The sequence below is a fragment of the Rathayibacter sp. Leaf296 genome, from assembly GCF_001423045.1.
GTDB lineage: Bacteria > Actinomycetota > Actinomycetes > Actinomycetales > Microbacteriaceae > Rathayibacter > Rathayibacter caricis.
In genome coordinates this window covers 1767377-1785612 of sequence record NZ_LMNR01000001.1, presented here as the reverse complement: position 1 = coordinate 1785612, position 18236 = coordinate 1767377, and the positions used below count along the sequence as shown (strand labels likewise).

Below are 18236 nucleotides of genomic sequence, written 5' to 3'. Positions count from 1 at the left end.
CGCCCGAGCCTATCAAGCCCGCGCACCCCCACCGGGGGGCAGGGCTAGGCGCCCGCGGCCTCGTCGCCCGGGCGCCGGATGGCCAGGAACTTCTCGAGCTCCGCGGCCAGCGCGTCCGCACTCGGGACCGCGCCGTCCTCGTCCGTCAGGGGCGAGCGGAGGCTCGTGCCCTCCATGTAGGTGTCGTGACGGGACTCCAGCGCCGCGACCAGCTTCTGCAGCTCGTCGTTGCCGCCCACCTGCTCGTCGACCTTCGCGAGGAACTCGCGCCCGCTCTCGCGCAGCCGGTCGGTCGGGAAGATGAGGCCGGTCGACGCCGAGATGCTCTCCAGCGCGGCCACGGCGGCCTGCGGGTACTCGGTGTCCGAGAGGTAGTGCGGGATGAGCAGCGCGAAGCCGACGGCGGGCATCCCGAGCTCGTAGAGGCGGTACTCGAGCAGGTGCAGGACGTTCGAGGGGATCTGCGTGTGCGGGCGCCAGACCGACATCGCCTCGACGAGGTCCTCGCGGTTACCGCTGACGGTCACGCCCACCGGCCGCGTGTGCGGCACGGGCATCGGGATGGCGTGCACCCAGGTCGTCCCCGCGACCTCGAGGCGGTCGATGAGGCCGACCACCGCGCGGGTGAACCGCTCCCACTGGAAGTCGGGCTCGAAGCCGGTGAGGAGGAGGAACGGCTGGTGCAGCTCGTCGTGGGCGAGCGAGAGGCGCAGCGTCGCCGGACGGTAGTCGGTCAGGTGGTCCTGGTCGAACGTGATGATGGGGCGCCGCGCGCGGTAGTCGAGGAGCTGGTCCTGGTCGAACGCGACGATCGCCCGGTGCTGGAGCGTGTCGAGGAGGTACTCGTTCAGCTGGCCGACGGCGCCTCCGGCGTCGGTGAAACCGGTCAGTCCGGCGACGAGGTGGAGCCCGCGCGGCACGTCGGCGAGGTCGCCCTCGATCTCGAACAGGTCTTCCGGATCCAGCATGCCTTCCACTGTAGACGGCGCCCAGCAGGGGCCGGCGAGCGGCGCTGAGCCCTGAGCGAACAGTGCTCGGGAACACGGCCTAGCATGGCCGCCATGCCCCTCTCCTCTCTCGAGTACACGACCGCGCCCGCCTCCGACATCGACATCGACGCCCTCGTCCTCGGCGTCGCTCCGGGCCCGGACGGCCCCCGGATCGTCGGCGCGGACGGCTTCGAGGACGTGGTGAGGGCCCTTCCGTCGCTGGGTGCGACCGGATCCGTCGAGTCGGTCCTCCGGGTCCCGTCGGCCGGTCCCGCGGGCGTCCTGGTGCTGGTCGGCCTCGGCTCGGACGACCCCTCCCCCACGGTCCTGCGCACCGCCGCCGGCCTCGCCGTGCGCACCCTCGCGGGGACCGCCTCCGTGGCCCTCGCCCTTCCCGCGACCACGCCGGAGGCCCTCGCCGCCGTCGCCGAGGGAGCCGCGCTCGGCGCCTACTCCTTCTCGGCCTTCCGCGGCACCACGGCCGAGACGGTGAAGACCCCGGTCGAGTCCGTCCTGGTCGTCACGACCGACGCCGAATCGGACCCGGCGCTCCTCGAGCGCGCCCTCGTGCTGGGCCGCGCGGTCGCCACCGTCAAGGACCTCGTCAACACCCCGCCGTCGCACCTCTACCCGCAGACCCTCGCCGAGGCGGTGCAGGACGGAGCGGCCGGCCTGCCCCTCGAGGTCACCGTCTGGGACGAGGCGGCGCTGGCCGAGGACGGCTTCGGCGGGATCCTCGGGGTCGGCAGCGGATCGACCCGGCCCCCGCGCCTGGTCAAGGTCGCCTACTCGCCCGAGGGCGCTACCGCGCATCTCGCGCTCGTGGGCAAGGGCATCACCTTCGACAGCGGCGGACTCTCGCTCAAGCCGCCGGCCTCGATGGTCGGGATGAAGTACGACATGACCGGTGCGGCGACCGTCTGGGCGGTCGCCCGCGCCGTCGCCGAGCTGGCCCTGCCGGTACGGGTGACGGCCTGGCTCTGCATCGCCGAGAACCTGCCCTCCGGCAGCGCGATCCGCCCCAACGACGTGCTGACCATCCGCGGCGGCACGACCGTCGAGGTGCTCAACACCGACGCGGAGGGGCGCCTCGTGCTCGCCGACGGCATCGTCGCCGCGAGCGAGGAGCAGCCCGACGCGATCATCGACGTCGCCACCCTCACGGGAGCGGCGATGGTCGCGCTCGGCAACCGCTACACGGGCGTCATGGGCGATGACGAGCTGGTGGCCCGCGTGATCGGCACGGCCACCGTCGCGGGCGAGCCGTTCTGGCAGATGCCCTTCCCGCCCGAGTTGCGGCCACTGCTCAACTCCGACGTCGCCGACCTCGCCAACGTGAAGATCGGCAGCACCGCCGGAGGCATGCTCATCGCAGGGCACTTCCTCCGCGAGTTCGTCGGCACGCGCGGCGAGGGCGAGGACGCCACCACGATCCCGTGGGCCCACCTCGACATCGCCGGTCCGGCGAACAACTCGGGCAGCGCCTACGGCTTCACTGGCGCCGGGCCGACCGGAGTGTCCGTGCGGGCGCTCGTCGCGCTGGCCGAGGGCTTCGCGAGCGCGTAGTAGGGTCGACGGGGCGGGAGATCCCGCCTCGTCCCCTCCTCCTTCCGCGCTGCGCTCCGCGTCGCGACCGGTACGGAGCGACCGGGGGCCGCACGTCGCAAGGGAGTCACCGGGTGTCGGAAGAGAGCTACGACCTGGTCGTGCTCGGCGGGGGCAGCGGCGGCTACGCCGCGGCGCTGCGAGCCACCCAGCTGGGGATGAACGTCGCTCTCGTCGAGCGCGACAAGCTCGGCGGCACCTGCCTCCACCGGGGCTGCGTCCCGACCAAGGCCCTCCTGCACGCGGCGGAGCTGGCGGACGGCGCCAAGGACGCGCAGAAGTACGGCGTCCGCGCGAGCTTCGACGGCATCGACGTCGAGCGGGTGACCGAGTACCGCCGCGGCGTGGTCGCCGGCAAGTACAAGGGCCTCCAGAGCCTCGTCTCCTCGCGCGGCATCACCGTGGTCGAGGGGGGCGGCCGACTCACCGGTCCGAGCACCGTGACGGTGGGCGAGCACGTCCTCCACGGACGCTCGATCGTCGTCGCGACCGGCTCCGCGTCGCGGACGCTCCCGGGCATCACGATCGGCGGCCGGATCCTCACCAGCGACGAGGCGCTCGAGCTCGACCATGTGCCGGCCCGCGTCGTCGTGTTGGGCGGCGGAGTCATCGGCGTCGAGTTCGCGAGCGTGTGGCGCTCCTTCGGCGCCGAGGTCACGATCGTCGAGGCGCTCCCCCACCTCGTGCCGAACGAGGACGAGAGCGCGAGCCGACAGCTCGAGCGCGCGTTCCGCAAGCGCGGCATCGCGTTCCAGCTCGGCTCGCGGGTCTCCTCCGTGTCCCAGTCCGACACCGGAGTGAGCGTGTCGCTCGAGAACGGCACCGTCGTCGAGGGCGAGCTGCTGCTCGTCGCCGTCGGCCGGGGTCCGGTCACGGCCGGCATCGGGCTCGAAGAGGCCGGAGTCGCGCTCGATCGCGGCTTCGTCGTCACGGACGAGCGCCTGCGGACCTCGGTTCCGGGCGTCTACGCCGTCGGCGACATCGTCCCCGGGCTGCAGCTCGCGCACCGCAGCTTCCAGCAGGGGATCTTCGTCGCCGAGGAGATCGCCGGACTCGCCCCGCAGGTCGTGAGCGACCTCAACGTGCCGAAGGTGACCTACAGCGATCCCGAGGTGGCCTCCATCGGGCTGACCGAGGCGGGCGCCGTGGCGCAGTACGGAGCCGAGCGCGTCGCCGCATACGACTACGGCCTCGGCGGCAACGCGCGCAGCACGATCCTGGGCACCAGCGGATCGGTGAAGGTCGTCCGCGTCGTGGACGGACCGGTCGTCGGCGTGCACATGGTCGGCGCCCGGGTCGGCGAACTGATCGGCGAGGCCCAGCTCATCGTGAACTGGGAGGCGCACCCGGAGGACGTCGCACCCTTCGTGCACGCGCATCCGACTCAGAACGAGGCGCTCGGCGAGGCGCATCTCGCGCTGGCCGGGAAGCCCCTGCACGCCCTCTAGCACCACCGCGGGGCGGCGACCCGCCGCTCCCGCATCACTAAGCTGAACACTGTACGCACACGTCTTAAGGAGACAGGATCATGAGCGAATCCGTCAGCCTCCCGGCACTCGGAGAGAGTGTCACGGAAGGAACGGTCACCCGCTGGCTGAAGAACGTCGGGGATCGCGTCGAGGTCGACGAGCCCCTGCTCGAGGTATCGACCGACAAGGTCGACACCGAGATCCCGTCGCCCGTCGCCGGTGTCATCGAGGAGATCCTCGTCCAGGAGGACGAGACCGTCGAGGTCGGCGCCGAGCTGGTCCGGATCGGCGACGGTTCCGCGTCTGCCGCGCCCGCCGAGCCCGAGGCCCCCGCCGCCGAGGAGGCTCCGGAGGTCGAGGCCGCCGAGACCGAGCCCACCGACGTGGCGACCCCGTCGGTCGACTCGGACAGCGAGGAGGAGGCCCCGGCCCCCGCCGAGCCCGAGCCGGCCCCCGCCGCCGAGAAGCCCGCCGCGCCCGAGGCCGCCGCACCGGCTCCCTCTGTTCCGGCGCCGGCGCCCGCCGCCGCCGCGCCCGCCCAGGCGGCGACCCCCGAGCCCACCGACTCGAACCCCGGCTACGTGACCCCGCTCGTGCGCAAGCTCGCGAGCGAGCACGGCATCGACCTCGCGTCGCTCACCGGCACCGGCGTCGGCGGACGCATCCGCAAGCAGGACGTCCTCGACGCCGTCGAGGCGGCCAAGTCGGCTCCCGCCCCGGTCTCGGCTCCGGCTGCCGCCGCGGCGAAGGCCGCCCGCACCCCGCTCGAGACCTCGCCGCTGCGCGGAACCACGCAGTCGCTGTCGCGCCTCCGCAAGGTCCTCGCCCAGCGTGCCGTCGAGTCGATGCAGTCGACCGCTCAGCTCACCTCGGTGGTCGAGGTCGACGTGACGAACGTCGCCCGCTTCCGCGACTCGGTGAAGAAGAGCTTCCAGGAGAAGACCGGCGCCAAGCTGTCCTTCCTCCCGTTCTTCGCGCTGGCGGCCGCCGAGGCGCTGAAGGCCTACCCGGTCATCAACTCCACCCTCGACGGCGACTCGATCGTCTACCCGGACCACGAGAACATCAGCATCGCGGTCGACACCGAGCGCGGCCTGCTGACCCCGGTCCTGAAGAACGCGTCGGACCTGAACCTCGCGCAGATCGCCTCCACCATCGGCGACCTCGCGGAGCGCACGCGCAACAACAAGCTCAAGCCCGACGAGCTGGCCGGCGGTACCTTCACGCTCACCAACACCGGATCGCGCGGCGCGCTGTTCGACACTCCGGTGGTCTTCCTCCCGCAGACGGCGATCCTCGGGACCGGCATCGTGACCAAGAAGCCCGCCGTGCTGCAGGTCGACGGTCAGGACGTCATCGCGATCCGCTCGACCGTGTACCTCGCGCTCTCGTACGACCACCGCACGGTCGACGGTGCCGACGCGGCGCGCTTCCTGGTCGCGATCAAGGAGCGCCTCGAGGAGGGCTCGTTCGAGAACGACCTCGGCATCTGAGCGGACTCGTCCGCTGAGGGGACGGCCTAGCCGCCCTCCTCGGTGAACACCTCGCGCAGGAGCCAGCCGGCCTCCGTCCTGATGATCAGGACGGAGGCCGCTGTCGTCTCCCCCGCCTCGGCCGTCGCATCGATCGAGAGGAGGGCGGACGCCCCCTGCTCCTCCGTCAGCGCGGCGTGGTCGACCGTTCCGAGCGCCGCCACGAAGTCCGGTCCGCCGTCCGAGCGCAGCGGCGAATCCTCGGCGCTCAGGCTGTCGATGCAGCTCCGCTCCATCGCACCGGAGCAGGACGCGAAGCTCCGGAGCAGCGCGGTCGCCGCCTCGGCGGCCGGGAGGTCGGCGGAGGGAGGCCGGAGCAGGACCTCCAGGGCACTTCCGGTCGGAGCGGCCGACGCGGCTCGCCCGCGCGGCGCGCTGGCGTCCTGCTCGTTCCCCGAGACGAGCCCGGCGACGAGCGCTCCCACGACGACCGCCGCCGCAGCGAGCAGAGGACCGCGACGCGCGGTCGCCCTCGCGACGGCGCGGCTCCTCCAGCCGTCGAGGGGGTGCACGCGCCGATGCCGGGCGAGCTCCGACGCCCCGGCCGTCGCGGACCGGCGCCGGAATCGGAGTCGCCACACCGCGGTGATCTCCGCCGTGCGCGTGCGAGCGCGGGACGGGCCGGTCGGCTCCGCCTCCGGACCGTTCGACACGAGCGGGACCGCGGGCGTCGTGAGCAGTTCTCCGAGAGGAACGGGCGCCGCCCAGCGGTAGAGGTGCGCTTCGAGTGCAGCGAGATCGGCGTCGTCCGGAGGAGCCGATTCCGGAGCGGCCGCGAGCAGCACCGCGCGGAAGGCCGACGCCGGTGTGGACTCGGCGCCCTCCTCTCCCAGCAGGAGGACGGGCCGCCCCTCCGCCGTCAGGCCGACGAATCCGGTGCCGATCGACAGGTCGACGCCGTGATCAGCGGCGTCCCGCAGTGCCCCCGCGATCGGAGCGAGGACGGTGACCGCGGCACCCGCTGGCAGCCGGTGCCCTCGCTCCAGGATCCGGGCGAGTGTCTCCACGACCGCCGGCCGCGTCAGCAGGATCACGACTCCGTCGTCCTCGCTGAGGTCGACCAGGGACTCGCGGTGCCCGTGCTCGGGAAGCCGGGCCGCCCCGTCCCGCAGGGCCGCGGCGGCCTCGTCGGCGGAGCAGATGCGCGCCTCGAGGACCTCCCCCTCGGATCCGCGCACGAGGTGTCCGCGTGCCGACGGGCCGACGACCTCGTAGCCCGCGACCAGTCGTCCTCGCTCCTCCTGCACCCGCCCCGTCTCCGATCCCATCCCCCGAGGATCGACCGACCCACCACACGGTGGAGTCGGCCGGTCCCGATCTGTGGACGACTCGGGCAGAGCGGCCGCCGGGGAGGAGCGGCTCGTGGATCGAGGGGGAACGGTCCCTGCGGCCGGGGCGGCTCGGTATCCTTGAGGACATGGCACGCAGCACGGAACCGTCGACGAAGGCGGTCAAGGAACCCGGACGTCTCAAGCAGATGTGGCAGGTGTTCCAGATGACCCGCCGCTACGACAGCAGCGCGGTCTGGATCATCCTGCTCGCGACGCTGCTGCCCGTGCTCCTCGGCGTCCTCCTCGGGATCCTGCTGGGCGGAGGCAACGGCTTCGTCATCGCGCTCTGGGTGCTCGTCGGCGTGCTCGCCGGCATGGTGGCCGGACTCGCCGTGCTCTCCCGTCGCGCCGAGCGCGCGGCCTACGGTCAGATCGCGGGCCAGCCCGGCGCCGTGGGCGCGGTGCTGCGCAGCGGCCTCCGCGGCACGTGGACCGGGACCGAGATGCCCGTCGCCGTGAACGGGAAGACCCAGGACGCCGTGTACCGCGCCGTCGGCCGCGGCGGCGTCGTGCTGATCGCCGAGGGCCCCTCCGGCCGGACCAAGCGCATGCTCGACGACGAGCGCCGCAAGGTGACTCGGATCCTCCCGAACGTGCCCGTCACGTTCGTCCATGTCGGCCCCGACGCCGACTCCGTTCCACTGCACCGCATCCCCCGGACCCTCGCGAAGACGAAGAAAGCGCTGACCAAGGCCGAGGTCCTCGCGGTGAAGAACCGGCTGGCCTCGCTGAACACGTCGCTGCCGATCCCGAAGGGCGTCGACCCGTTCAAGGTGCGTCCGCAGCGCTCGCGCTGAGCGCGGCGCCGACCGCTCGGTGCCGACCGCTCAGTAGCGGACGAGCACCGTTCCCGCGACCTTGTCGTGGAAGCCGCGCTGGTCGGAGTCCCAGACCAGCGCGGGAACGAGCACGGCCAGGAGCAGCGACCGCACCAGCGGGCGCCACGCCCCCACCCAGCCGCCGCCGAGTCGGACGACGCGCATCCGGAGCAGGCGGTGCCCGATGCCACCCCCGATGGTCGGGATGAAGACCGCCTGCAGGATCACGAAGAGGATCAGACTCGCCCAGCGGTCGTAGGAGAAGAACGCGAGCGAGATCAGCGCAGCGATCGCGAAGTCGACGGCCAGAGCGGCGAAGCGGCGACCCGGTCTCGCGATCGACATCCGCCCCTCGCGGGGCAGACCGAGCCGCTCCCCGGGCCAGTGGCTCGGGGGCACATCGGCGAAGGTCCTGCGTTCCGGTCCGGGCATGGATCCATCGTATCGGCGCCTCCTGAGCACCCCGTCCGGCCCGCGGAGCCAGGATGAGTCAGACTCACGTAACACGCTCGAAACAAGGGGGACACTCCAGGGACACACCCCGTGACTAGCCTGGGACGGCTGCGCTCAGCAGTAACCCGTTATGCCATAGGAGACTTCTGCATGTTCAAAGATTCTTCCGAGGTGCTCAAGTTCATCAAGGACACGGACGTCAAGTTCCTCGACATCCGGTTCACCGATCTCCCCGGTGTCCAGCAGCACTTCAACATCCCCGCCTCGACCGTCGACGAGGAGTTCTTCTCGGTCGGCCAGCTCTTCGACGGGTCCTCGATCCGTGGATTCGCGAACATCCACGAGTCGGACATGCAGCTGATCCCCGATGTGACGACCGCCTACGTGGACCCGTTCCGCGTCGAGCGCACCCTGATCCTCGTCTTCGACATCTACAACCCGCGCAACGGCGAGATCTACTCGAAGGACCCGCGCCAGGTGGCCAAGAAGGCCGAGAAGTACCTCGCCTCGACCGGCATCGCCGACACCGCGTTCTTCGCCCCCGAGGCCGAGTTCTACATCTTCGACGACGTCCGCTACGAGATCACGCAGAACTCGGCGTTCCACTCCGTCGACTCCGTCGAGGGCGCCTGGAACTCGGGCCGCGTCGAAGAGGGCGGCAACCTCGGCAACAAGACGCCCTACAAGGGCGGCTACTTCCCCGTGAGCCCCGTCGACAAGCAGGCCGACCTGCGCGACGACATCTGCCTCAAGCTGATCGACGCCGGCCTCATCCTCGAGCGCTCGCACCACGAGGTGGGCACCGGCGGACAGGCCGAGATCAACTACCGCTTCGACACCATGGTGCACGCGGCCGACGACATCCTGAAGTTCAAGTACATCGTCAAGAACACGGCCGAGCAGTGGGGCAAGACCGCCACGTTCATGCCGAAGCCGCTCTTCGGCGACAACGGCTCGGGCATGCACACCCACCAGTCGCTGTGGAACGACGGCACGCCGCTCTTCTACGACGAGAACGGCTACGGCGGACTCTCCGACCTCGCCCGCTGGTACATCGGAGGCCTGCTCAAGCACGCCCCCGCCGTGCTCGCGTTCACGAACCCGACGGTGAACTCCTACCACCGCCTGATCCCGGGCTTCGAGGCGCCGGTCAACCTGGTCTACTCGGCCGGCAACCGCTCCGCGTCGATCCGCATCCCGATCACGGGCACCAACCCCAAGGCCAAGCGCATCGAGTTCCGTGCGCCCGACGCCTCGGGGAACCCCTACCTCGCCTTCGCCGCGCAGCTGATGGCGGGCCTGGACGGCATCAAGAACCGCATCGAGCCGCACGAGCCGGTCGACAAGGACCTCTACGAGCTGCCCCCCGAGGAGGCGAAGCTCATCCCGCAGGTCCCCGCGACCCTGGGAGAGGCTCTCGACGCCCTCGAGGCCGACCACGACTTCCTGCTGCAGGGCGGCGTGTTCACCCAGGAGCTCATCGACACCTGGATCGAGTACAAGCGCGAGAAGGAGATCAAGCCGCTCGCGCAGCGCCCGCACCCCTTCGAGTTCGAGCTGTACTACGGCGTCTGAGCCGACTCGGCACGATCCGCTTCGGATCGCAGAGGGCCGCTCTCCTTCGGGAGGGCGGTCCTCCGTCGTTGCCGGAGCGTTTCAGCGCGTCGTCGGCTCGCCGTCGGCCGGACCGTAGAAGCGGCGCTCGAAGACTGCGCGGGCGCGCCGGGTGACGCCGAGGTAGTCGTCCTCGAGCTGCGTGGCGGAGCCGGCCGGGTACTCGAGGAGTCGGGCGACACCCTCGAGTTGCATCCTGTCGGTCGGGAGCACGTCGCTCGTGCGGTTCGACCAGAGCGTCATCGCCGAGCGCACCCGGGAGGAGAGCAGCCAGGCGGCGCGGAGCCGCTCGGCGTCGGCCGCCGTCAACAGCTCCGCCTCCTCGGCCACGCGCAGGGCGGTCAGGGTCGACGTCGTGCGCAGCTCCGGGATCGCGTGCGCGTGCTGCAGCTGGAGGAGCTGCACGAGCCACTCGACGTCGCTGAGCGAGCCGCGGCCCAGCTTGAGGTGGCGCTTCGGGTCGGCGCCCTGCGGCAGACGCTCGTTCTCGACGCGCGCCTTGATCCGCTTCACCTCGCGGATGTCGCGGTCCGAGATCGCGGACGGGTAGCGGATGCCGTCCGCGAGGGCGGCGAAGTCGCGGATCAGCGTCTCGTCGCCGGCGACCCCGCGGGCTCGGAGGAGCGCCTGCGCCTCCCACGTCAGCGACCAGCGCGCGTAGTAGGCGCGGTAGGAGTCGAGCGAGCGCACGAGCAGGCCGTTCTTCCCCTCCGGCCTCAGATCGGCGTCGAGGTCGAGGGGCAGCCGCGAGTCCTCGGTCAGGCGGACCAGCTCCGAGACCAGGAACTGCGCGTAGAGCTGAGCGTCTCGCGGCTCGCCCGAGCCGGGACGCTGCACGTACACGACGTCCGCATCCGAGCCGAAGCCGAGCTCCGCTCCCCCGTATCGGCCCATCCCGATGACGGCGAACTGGAGGTCGGCGCCGGGGCGGTCGGCGCTCGCGCGGCGGACCGACGCCAGCACACCGGTCAGCAGCGCCGAGATGATGTCGGTGAGGCTCTGCGCGATCTGCTCGATGGTGCTCAGGCCGAGCACGCCGCCCACGGCCGTGCGCAGGACCTCGCGTCGGCGCATGGCCCGCAGGACGCCCGCGACGGCCTCCGGAGTGTCGTGACGGGCCAGGACCGCGCGGACCTCCTCGGCCAGCTGGCCTGCGCTGCGCGGGCGGAGGTCGTCGTCGTCCTCGAGCCAGGCGGCCGACTCCGGGATGCGGTCGAGCAGCTCGCCGACGTAGCGGGAGCCGGAGAGCACAGTCGTGAGCCGCTTGGCGGCACCGGAGGAGTCGCGCAGCATGCGCAGGAACCACGGCGTCCCGCCGAGGGTGTCGCTCAGTCGCCGGAAGGCGAGCAGCCCGTAGTCCGGATCGGCACCGTCGGCGAACCACTGCAGCATCACCGGGACCAGGTGCCGCTGGATGCTCGCGCGGCGCGAGACTCCGGAGGTCATCGCGGCGATGTGGCCGAGCGCACCCCGGGCGTCGGTGAAGCCGATGGCGGCGAGTCGCGCCTCCGCCTGCACGGTCGAGAGCTCGGCCCCGCCGTCCGGGAGCGACGCGACGGCCGAGAGCAGCGGGCGGTAGAAGAGGCGCTCGTGGAGGCCCCGGACGCGGTGCTTGATGCCGTTCCAGAGGGCGAGGAGCTCCTCGGCGGACCGCGCGAGACCGCTCGAGCGCGCCAGCGTCCGCAGCTCGTGCTCGTCGCGGGGCATGAGGTGCGTGCGGCGCAGCCGGCGGAGCTGGAGGCGGTGCTCGAGCAGGCGGAGCGCTCGGTAGTCCTTCGAGAACTCGTCGGCGGCGGAGCGGCCGATGTAGCCGCGGTCGGCGAGTGCGCCGAGTGCGAGGAGCGTGCCGGGCATGTGGATCTCGTCGTCCGTCTGCCCGTGCACGAGCTGCAGGAGCTGAACGGTGAACTCGATGTCCCGCAGGCCGCCGGGGCCGAGCTTGAGCTGGTAGTGCACGTCGTTCTGCGGAATGTGCTCGGTGACGCGCTCGCGCATCCGCTGCACCGATTCGACGAAGTTCTCGCGCGACGCGCTCGACCAGACCTTCGGAGCGACCGCGTCGACGTAGGCCTGACCGAGCCCGACGTCGCCCGCGAGCGGACGGGCTTTCAGCAGGGCCTGGAACTCCCAGCTCTTCGCCCAGCGGTCGTAGTAGGTGACGTGCGACTCGAGCGTGCGCACCAGAGCGCCCTGCTTGCCCTCGGGCCGCAGGTTCGGGTCGACCTCCCAGAGCTCGGGTTCGACCGCCAGCGCGGAGGCACCGCGCATGAGGAGGACGGCCAGCCGGGTCGCGATGTCGATCGCCCGCGCGTTCGACAGCTCGTGCTCGGGGTCGCCCTCGGCTACGAAGATGACGTCGACGTCACTGACGTAGTTGAGCTCGTGCGCCCCGGCCTTGCCCATTCCGATGACCGCGAGGCGCGTCGCGGCGACCTCGTCGCGCGTGAAGCGGCCCGGGCCGACTCCGGCGACGAGATCCGCCCGGGCCACTGCGAGGGAGGCCTCCAGAGCGGCACCCGCGAGGTCGGCGAGAGCCCGGGTCACCCGGTCGATCGCAGCGACCGGATCGGCCTGCGACAGGTCATGCACGGCGATGCGGATGAGGAGCCGCCGGTAGCGGACGCGGAGCGCGACCCAGCCCGCCTCCTCCCCCAGCGCCGCGAATCCGTCGACGGCGCCCACGGACTCGAGGAGGTCATCGCGGAGCTCGGCACGGCCGGGCAGGGTGAGGACCGGATCGAGGAGGCTCCGCAACTCGTCCGGACGCCGCTGCAGGAAGTCGGCGATGCCCGAGGACGCCCCCGTGACCTTCAGGAGCCGGACGAGGGCGTCGTCGTCGGCGAGGACGGCGTCCATCCGATCGCGGTGGCTGCGAAGGAGATCGATCAGCGCCTGGAGCGCCGCATCCGGGTCCGCGACCGACGCGAACGCGGGGACGACCGAGGCCAGAGACCGCCCGGCGAGCCGCTCCGCCTCCGCGATCCGCGCCCCGGTCTCGCCGAGCTCGGCGAAACCGAGGCGCGCGATGTCACTGAGAGTGCGTTCGCGAGCCATGCGACGAGCGGATCAGAGCATCTCGAGGTTGCTGCGCAGCTCGTACGGAGTGACCTGGGCGCGGTACTCGGCCCAGTCCTTCCGCTTGTTGAGCAGCACGAAGTTGAACACCTGCTCGCCGAGCGTCTCGGCGACCAGCTCCGACTCCTCCATCAGCGAGATGGCGCGGTCGAGACTCGCGGGCAGCGGGCTGTAGCCGAGGGCGCGGCGCTCGGCGTCGGTGAGCGACCAGACGTTGTCCTCGGCCTCGGCGGGGAGCTCGTAGCCCTCCTCGATGCCCTTGAGTCCCGCGGCCAGCAGCAGCGAGTAGGCGAGGTAGGGGTTGGCGGCCGAGTCGAGAGCGCGGTACTCGATGCGCGAGGACTGGCCCTTGTTCGGCTTGTACAGCGGCACGCGCACGAGGGCGGAGCGGTTGTTGTGGCCCCACGACACGTAGCTGGGGGCCTCGTCGCCGCCCCAGAGCCGCTTGTAGGAGTTCACGAACTGGTTGGTGACCGCCGTGATCTCTGGAGCGTGCTTGAGCAGCCCTGCGATGAACTGACGCCCCAGCTTCGACAGCTGGTACTGCGCGCCCTGCTCGTAGAACACGTTGACGTCGCCCTCGAAGAGCGAGAGGTGGGTGTGCATGCCCGATCCGGGGTAGCCGGAGAGGGGCTTGGGCATGAAGGTCGCGTACACGCCCTGCTCGATCGCCACCTCCTTGATGACCGTGCGGAACGTCATGATGTTGTCGGCGGTCGTGAGGGCGTCCGCGTAGCGGAGGTCGATCTCGTTCTGACCGGGGCCCGCCTCGTGGTGGCTGAACTCGACCGAGATGCCGAGGTCCTCGAGCATCCGCACCGATCGGCGGCGGAAGTCGTGCGCGGTGCCACCGGGCACGTTGTCGAAGTAGCCAGCGGAGTCGACGGGCTCGGGGCCCTCCGCACCGAACGTCGACGACTTCAGCAGGTAGAACTCGATCTCGGGGTGCGTGTAGAACGTGAACCCGCGCTCGGCGGCCTTGGCGAGTGTCCGCTTGAGCACGTTGCGCGGGTCGGCGACGGCAGGCTGGCCGTCGGGAGTCGTGATGTCGCAGAACATGCGCGCGGTCGGATCGATCTCGCCGCGCCACGGGAGGATCTGGAAGGTCGACGGATCCGGGTGCGCGAGCACGTCGGCCTCGAACGAGCGGGTCAGACCCTCGATGGCCGATCCGTCGAAGCCGAGGCCCTCGGCGAACGCCCCCTCGACCTCCGCCGGCGCGATCGCGACCGACTTCAGAGTGCCGACGACGTCGGTGAACCAGAGGCGAACGAATTTGATCCCTCGCTCTTCAATGGTGCGAAGAACGAAGTCCCTTTGCTTGTCCATCGAGGCCCTTCCTGCTCGGCTCTAAGGCTAGTGGCTCCGCTCACCGTCCGCGGGGCGGTGCGCAGAGCCCGGGCCGTGCGCCGCCCCGCCGGTAGACTGGCGCGCATGTCAGCGCAGCCCGTGAAACGCGTTCGAACCCGCCACTTCCAGAACGCGAAGGACTCCGGTGTCCGCATCACTGGTCTGACGAGCTACGACCAGCTCACCGCGCGGATCTTCGACGAGGCGGGCATCGACTTCCTCCTGGTGGGCGACTCCGCCGGCAACAACGTGCTCGGCTACGACACGACCCTCCCGGTCACGGTCGACGAGCTGATCCCCTTCGCGCGTGCGGTCGCCGGAGCCGTGGAGCGGGCCTTCGTCGTCGCCGACATGCCGTTCGGCTCCTACGAGTCCGGCCCGGACGACGCACTGCACACGGCGTTCCGCTTCATGAAGGAGACGCACGCCCACGCGGTCAAGCTCGAGGGCGGGGTGCGCTCGGCCGAGCAGATCCGCCGGATCGTCGACGCGGGCATCCCGGTGATGGCGCACATCGGCTTCACTCCGCAGAGCGAGCACGGACTGGGCGGCCACATCGTGCAGGGGCGCGGCGAGGGCCTCGAGCAGCTGCTCGCCGACGCTCGCGCGGTGGAGGAGGCCGGCGCGTTCGCGGTCGTGCTCGAGATGGTGCCGACCGAGGCGGCCCGCCGGGTCACCGAGGAGCTCCGCATCCCGACGATCGGAGTCGGCGCCGGGCCGCACGTGGACGGTCAGCTGCTCGTCTGGACGGACTTCGCCGGCTTCACCACCGGTCGCGTCCCCCGCTTCGTCAAGCAGTACGCCGATCTGCGGGGCGTGCTCACCGGGGCGGTCACCGCCTATCGCGAGGACGTCGAGTCCGGGGAGTACCCCGGCCCCGAGCACAGCTACGAGTAGCCGGACTCAGCGGTCCTCCGCGGCCTCCTCCTCGGCCCACTTCCGGCTGTTCTCGCGGAGTCGCTCCGGAGCCGCCGCGGCCTCCTCGCGGGAGGAGAAGGGACCGACGCGGTCGACGGACGGGGACTGGTACCCCTGCTCCACCGCACCGGTCTTGGAGTTGTACCACCAGGAGGTCTCGTCGCCGTCAGCCATGGCGCCGATCCTACGCTCGGTCGCCGGGGAGCCGTCGGGCACGCTTCGCTAGCATGACCGGTATGACTTCATCGACGACGGCCATCGGCATCGACATCGGAGGGACCGGGATCAAGGGCGCGTTCGTCGACCTGGACGCCGGAGCCCTCCTGAGCGAGCGCGTCAAGCTCGCGACCCCCGAGGGCGGGCGACCGAAGGACATCATCGCCGTCGTCACGCAGATCATCGATGCGCTTCCGGACGTCGCCGCCGACACGCCCGTCGGCATCTGCTTCCCCGCCGCCGTCGTGCACGGCCGCACGATGTCCGCAGCCAACGTCTCGGACGAGTGGATCGGCCTCGAGGCCGAGAAGCTGTTCGAGGACGCGATCGGCCGCGACATCTTCTTCGTGAACGACGCCGACGCCGCGGGCTACGCCGAGGCTCGCTTCGGTGCGGCGAAGGACAAGCCGGGGCTCGTGCTGATGACCACCCTCGGCACCGGCATCGGCACCGCGCAGATCTACAACGGCGTGCTCATCCCCAACGCCGAGCTGGGTCACCTCGAGATCCACGGCGGAGACTACGAGAAGAAGGCGTCCTTCGCCGCCAAGGAGCGCGAGGACCTCGACTACAAGCAGTGGTCGAAGCGCCTGCAGCGCTACTACTCCCACCTGGAGGCGCTGCTCTGGCCCGACCTGTTCATCGTCGGCGGCGGCATCTCGAAGCACTACAAGGAGTTCCTGCCGCTGCTGGACCTCCGGACCCCCATCGTGCCCGCAGCGCTCCGCAACAACGCGGGGATCCTCGGGGCCGCCGCACTCGCCGGAGGCGGCGTCCACTCCTGAGCGTCCCGCCCTGAACGTCGAAGACCCCGCAGCACCGGATGCTGCGGGGTCTTCGTGCGAAGGGGCCGGCTGATACGCCGGGTTCTGTTCACGCCGCGCCTCTCGGCGGGCGCTGGACGGCCATCTCTCTCGGAGTCGCGTCACCGCGACCCTCCAGCGGTCTACCCGAGGACCCGACGAGCAGCCGCATCGTCCTCTGTCTGACCTTGCTCCGGGCGAGGTTTACCGAGCGGACCGGATCACTCCGGCCCCTGGTGGTCTCTTACACCACCGTTTCACCCTTACCGCGGGCCGGAGCCCGTGGCGGTCTGTTCTCTGTGGCACTGTCTCGCGGGTCGCCCCGGGTGGGTGTTGCCCACCGCCCTGCTCTGCGGAGCCCGGACGTTCCTCGGCGCCGGGGCTCTCGCTCCGGCGACGCGGCCGTCTTGCCGACCCGTTCGCCCGTCCAGTGTAGGGCGGGCTCAGGCGAGCGTCGACTCGTCCCCGCGGACGAGGATGCAGCCGCTGTCCGGGCACAGCACGACGTCGTCGGGAGCGCTCGCGCGGATCCACGACAGATCGGACTCGGTCAGCGCGACTCCGCTGCCCTCGGAGACCTTGCCGCGCAGGAGCGCCGCTCCGACCCCGTAGCGGGCGCGCTGCGTCTCGTAGAGCTCGACGAGGTCCGCGGGGATCTTCTCGACGAGCGCGGCGCGGTCGCGGGCGAGCGCCTCCTGCTTGCCCGCCAGCTTCTCGGCCTGGGCGTCCTTCTCCTCGGCGAGGGTGTCGAGGGCGGCGACGACCTCGTCGCGCTCGGCCTGAGCGGCGGCGACCTCGGCGTCGATGCCCTCGATGCGCTCCATCAGGGTCAGCTCGATGTCCTCGAGGTCGCCGCGCCGCTTCACGAGCGAGGTGATCTCGCCCTCGAGGGCGGCGATGTCCTTCGCCGACGAGGCGGTCTGCAGGCGGTCGCGATCGCGGGCGAGCCGCTTCTCGACCACGCCGACGTCGGACTCGATCCGGCCCAGCTCGGTGCGGACGTCCTCGAGACGGCCGAGACGCTCGGCGAGGGCTCGGCGGGTCTCGTTGTTGCGCGCCTGCAGGGCCTGGATCTTCGCGATCTGCGGCAGCGTGGCGATCGCGTGGCGCAGCTGCGCGCCTCGCGTGTCGAGAGTCTGCAGGGTCAGTAGCTCGCGCTGGTCGGCGGGGCTGGCTTTCACGTCGCGGTCCTCGTTCCCGGCACAGGAGGTCGTGCCGGGTCCATTCTCGCGTGTCGCGCCGTGCTCAGTGCACGATCGCGAAATCCCACGGATCGGTGCGGGTCTCGCTGACATCGACGGCGACGGTCGGCAGCGCCTCGCGGAGAGCGGCGGCGGCGACGTCGAGCCAGAGCCACTCGCTCGCCCAGTGCGAGACGTCGATGAGCGCCGGGCCGGTGCCGTGCAGGGCCTTCTCGCGCGCCTCCGACGCCGGGTGGTGCCGGAGGTCGGCGGTGATGTACACGTCGCTCGTGCGCACGGCGGGGGCGTCGAGGAGGGAGTCGCCCGCTCCTCCGCAGAGCGACACGCGGCGCACGGCCGTCTCGTAGCCTCCTGCGGCGCGCACTCCCCCGGCCGTGGCGGGCAGCAGATCGGCCACGGCCGCGGCCAGCCGGCCGAGGGTCACCTCCTCGGGCAGATCGCCGACGCGTCCCAGCCCCACCGCCGGATCGGCGCCGGGCACGATCGGCGTGGCTCCCGTCAGGCCGAGGCGGGTCGCGATCACGTCCGACACCCCGTCGGCGACGATGTCGGCGTTGGTGTGCGCGGAGACGAGGGCGCAGCCGCCGCGGATCAGGTCGGCGAGCAGCCGCCCCTTGTATCCGTCCTCGGCGATCGAGGTGACGCCGCGCAGGAGGAGCGGGTGGTGCGCGACGAGCAGCTGATAACCGCCTCCGACCGCCTCCTGCACGGTGTCGGACACGACGTCGACCGTGAGGAGGATCCGCTCGACGGAGGAGTCGGGATCGCCGGTCACCAGGCCGGGGGCGTCCCAGCTCTCGGCGGCGGCCTCGGGCCAGAGACGATCGATGACGGCGTGGACGTCGCGCAAGGAGGGCATGG

At 71.3% G+C, this 18236-nt stretch carries 15 protein-coding genes and 1 other RNA gene; 7 read left to right on the top strand and 9 right to left on the bottom strand.

Going from position 1 to position 18236, the window contains the following annotated elements; all coding sequences use genetic code 11:
- Nucleotides 1-44: 44 nt before the first annotated feature.
- Nucleotides 45-968: a proteasome assembly chaperone family protein gene (locus tag ASF46_RS08285; protein WP_056867083.1), complete on the bottom strand. Its 924-nt coding sequence runs from the start codon at nucleotides 966-968 to the stop codon at nucleotides 45-47.
- Nucleotides 969-1061: 93 nt separating this feature from the next.
- Between ASF46_RS08285 and ASF46_RS08280 the strand changes: the two genes are divergently transcribed.
- The 3 genes from ASF46_RS08280 to sucB all read left to right on the top strand — a co-directional run bounded on the left by ASF46_RS08280 (nucleotide 1062) and on the right by sucB (nucleotide 5556).
- On the top strand, nucleotides 1062-2555 hold the full coding sequence (locus ASF46_RS08280; RefSeq protein ID WP_056867518.1) for a leucyl aminopeptidase: 1494 nt from the start codon (nucleotides 1062-1064) through the stop codon (nucleotides 2553-2555).
- 113 nt (nucleotides 2556-2668) lie between these two features.
- Nucleotides 2669-4042: a dihydrolipoyl dehydrogenase gene (gene lpdA / locus ASF46_RS08275; RefSeq protein WP_056867082.1), complete on the top strand. Its 1374-nt coding sequence runs from the start codon at nucleotides 2669-2671 to the stop codon at nucleotides 4040-4042.
- 80 nt (nucleotides 4043-4122) lie between these two features.
- Entirely contained in the window at nucleotides 4123-5556 is a 1434-nt protein-coding gene (gene sucB / locus ASF46_RS08270; RefSeq protein ID WP_055792304.1) for a 2-oxoglutarate dehydrogenase, E2 component, dihydrolipoamide succinyltransferase, read from the top strand.
- Between the two features lie 26 nt (nucleotides 5557-5582).
- Here sucB and ASF46_RS08265 read toward each other — a convergent pair whose 3' ends face one another.
- On the bottom strand, nucleotides 5583-6863 hold the full coding sequence (locus ASF46_RS08265) for a hypothetical protein (protein ID WP_056867081.1): 1281 nt from the start codon (nucleotides 6861-6863) through the stop codon (nucleotides 5583-5585).
- 149 nt (nucleotides 6864-7012) lie between these two features.
- Between ASF46_RS08265 and ASF46_RS08260 the strand changes: the two genes are divergently transcribed.
- Entirely contained in the window at nucleotides 7013-7723 is a 711-nt protein-coding gene (locus ASF46_RS08260; RefSeq protein WP_055792309.1) for a DUF4191 domain-containing protein, read from the top strand.
- A gap of 30 nt (nucleotides 7724-7753) precedes the next feature.
- Here the strand turns inward: ASF46_RS08260 and ASF46_RS08255 are convergent, their stop codons facing one another.
- Complete coding sequence (locus ASF46_RS08255) at nucleotides 7754-8176, bottom strand: transporter (RefSeq protein WP_056867080.1); 423 nt, start codon at nucleotides 8174-8176, stop codon at nucleotides 7754-7756.
- Nucleotides 8177-8347: 171 nt separating this feature from the next.
- Here ASF46_RS08255 and glnA point away from each other — a divergent pair, with 171 nt between their 5' ends.
- Nucleotides 8348-9772 (top strand): type I glutamate--ammonia ligase, encoded by a 1425-nt coding sequence (glnA, locus tag ASF46_RS08250; RefSeq protein ID WP_055792314.1) that lies wholly within the window; start codon nucleotides 8348-8350, stop codon nucleotides 9770-9772.
- 81 nt (nucleotides 9773-9853) lie between these two features.
- Here glnA and ASF46_RS08245 read toward each other — a convergent pair whose 3' ends face one another.
- Nucleotides 9854-12865: a bifunctional [glutamine synthetase] adenylyltransferase/[glutamine synthetase]-adenylyl-L-tyrosine phosphorylase gene (locus tag ASF46_RS08245; protein WP_056867079.1), complete on the bottom strand. Its 3012-nt coding sequence runs from the start codon at nucleotides 12863-12865 to the stop codon at nucleotides 9854-9856.
- Between the two features lie 12 nt (nucleotides 12866-12877).
- Entirely contained in the window at nucleotides 12878-14215 is a 1338-nt protein-coding gene (locus ASF46_RS08240) for a glutamine synthetase family protein (protein WP_056867078.1), read from the bottom strand.
- 105 nt (nucleotides 14216-14320) lie between these two features.
- On the opposite strand from ASF46_RS08240, the gene panB reads away from it, so the two are divergent.
- Nucleotides 14321-15133 carry a 3-methyl-2-oxobutanoate hydroxymethyltransferase gene (gene panB, locus ASF46_RS08235; protein ID WP_056867077.1) on the top strand — a complete coding sequence of 271 codons (813 nt, stop codon included), beginning with the start codon at nucleotides 14321-14323 and terminating at the stop codon, nucleotides 15131-15133.
- A 6-nt stretch (nucleotides 15134-15139) separates the two neighbouring features.
- On the opposite strand, the gene ASF46_RS08230 is transcribed toward panB, so the two are convergent.
- On the bottom strand, nucleotides 15140-15328 hold the full coding sequence (locus ASF46_RS08230; RefSeq protein ID WP_055792325.1) for a hypothetical protein: 189 nt from the start codon (nucleotides 15326-15328) through the stop codon (nucleotides 15140-15142).
- A 62-nt stretch (nucleotides 15329-15390) separates the two neighbouring features.
- Here ASF46_RS08230 and ppgK point away from each other — a divergent pair, with 62 nt between their 5' ends.
- Nucleotides 15391-16155, top strand: a complete 765-nt coding sequence (ppgK, locus tag ASF46_RS08225) for a polyphosphate--glucose phosphotransferase (RefSeq protein WP_056867076.1) — start codon at nucleotides 15391-15393, stop codon at nucleotides 16153-16155.
- Between the two features lie 57 nt (nucleotides 16156-16212).
- Here ppgK and rnpB read toward each other — a convergent pair.
- The 3 genes from rnpB to ASF46_RS08215 form a co-directional block, all read right to left on the bottom strand.
- Nucleotides 16213-16591, bottom strand: an RNA gene (gene rnpB, locus ASF46_RS10240) — RNase P RNA component class A.
- Between the two features lie 25 nt (nucleotides 16592-16616).
- Nucleotides 16617-17354 carry a zinc ribbon domain-containing protein gene (locus ASF46_RS08220; RefSeq protein WP_056867075.1) on the bottom strand — a complete coding sequence of 246 codons (738 nt, stop codon included), beginning with the start codon at nucleotides 17352-17354 and terminating at the stop codon, nucleotides 16617-16619.
- A gap of 64 nt (nucleotides 17355-17418) precedes the next feature.
- Nucleotides 17419-18234, bottom strand: a complete 816-nt coding sequence (locus tag ASF46_RS08215; protein WP_056867074.1) for a Nif3-like dinuclear metal center hexameric protein — start codon at nucleotides 18232-18234, stop codon at nucleotides 17419-17421.
- Between the last annotated feature and the right edge of the window lie 2 nt (nucleotides 18235-18236).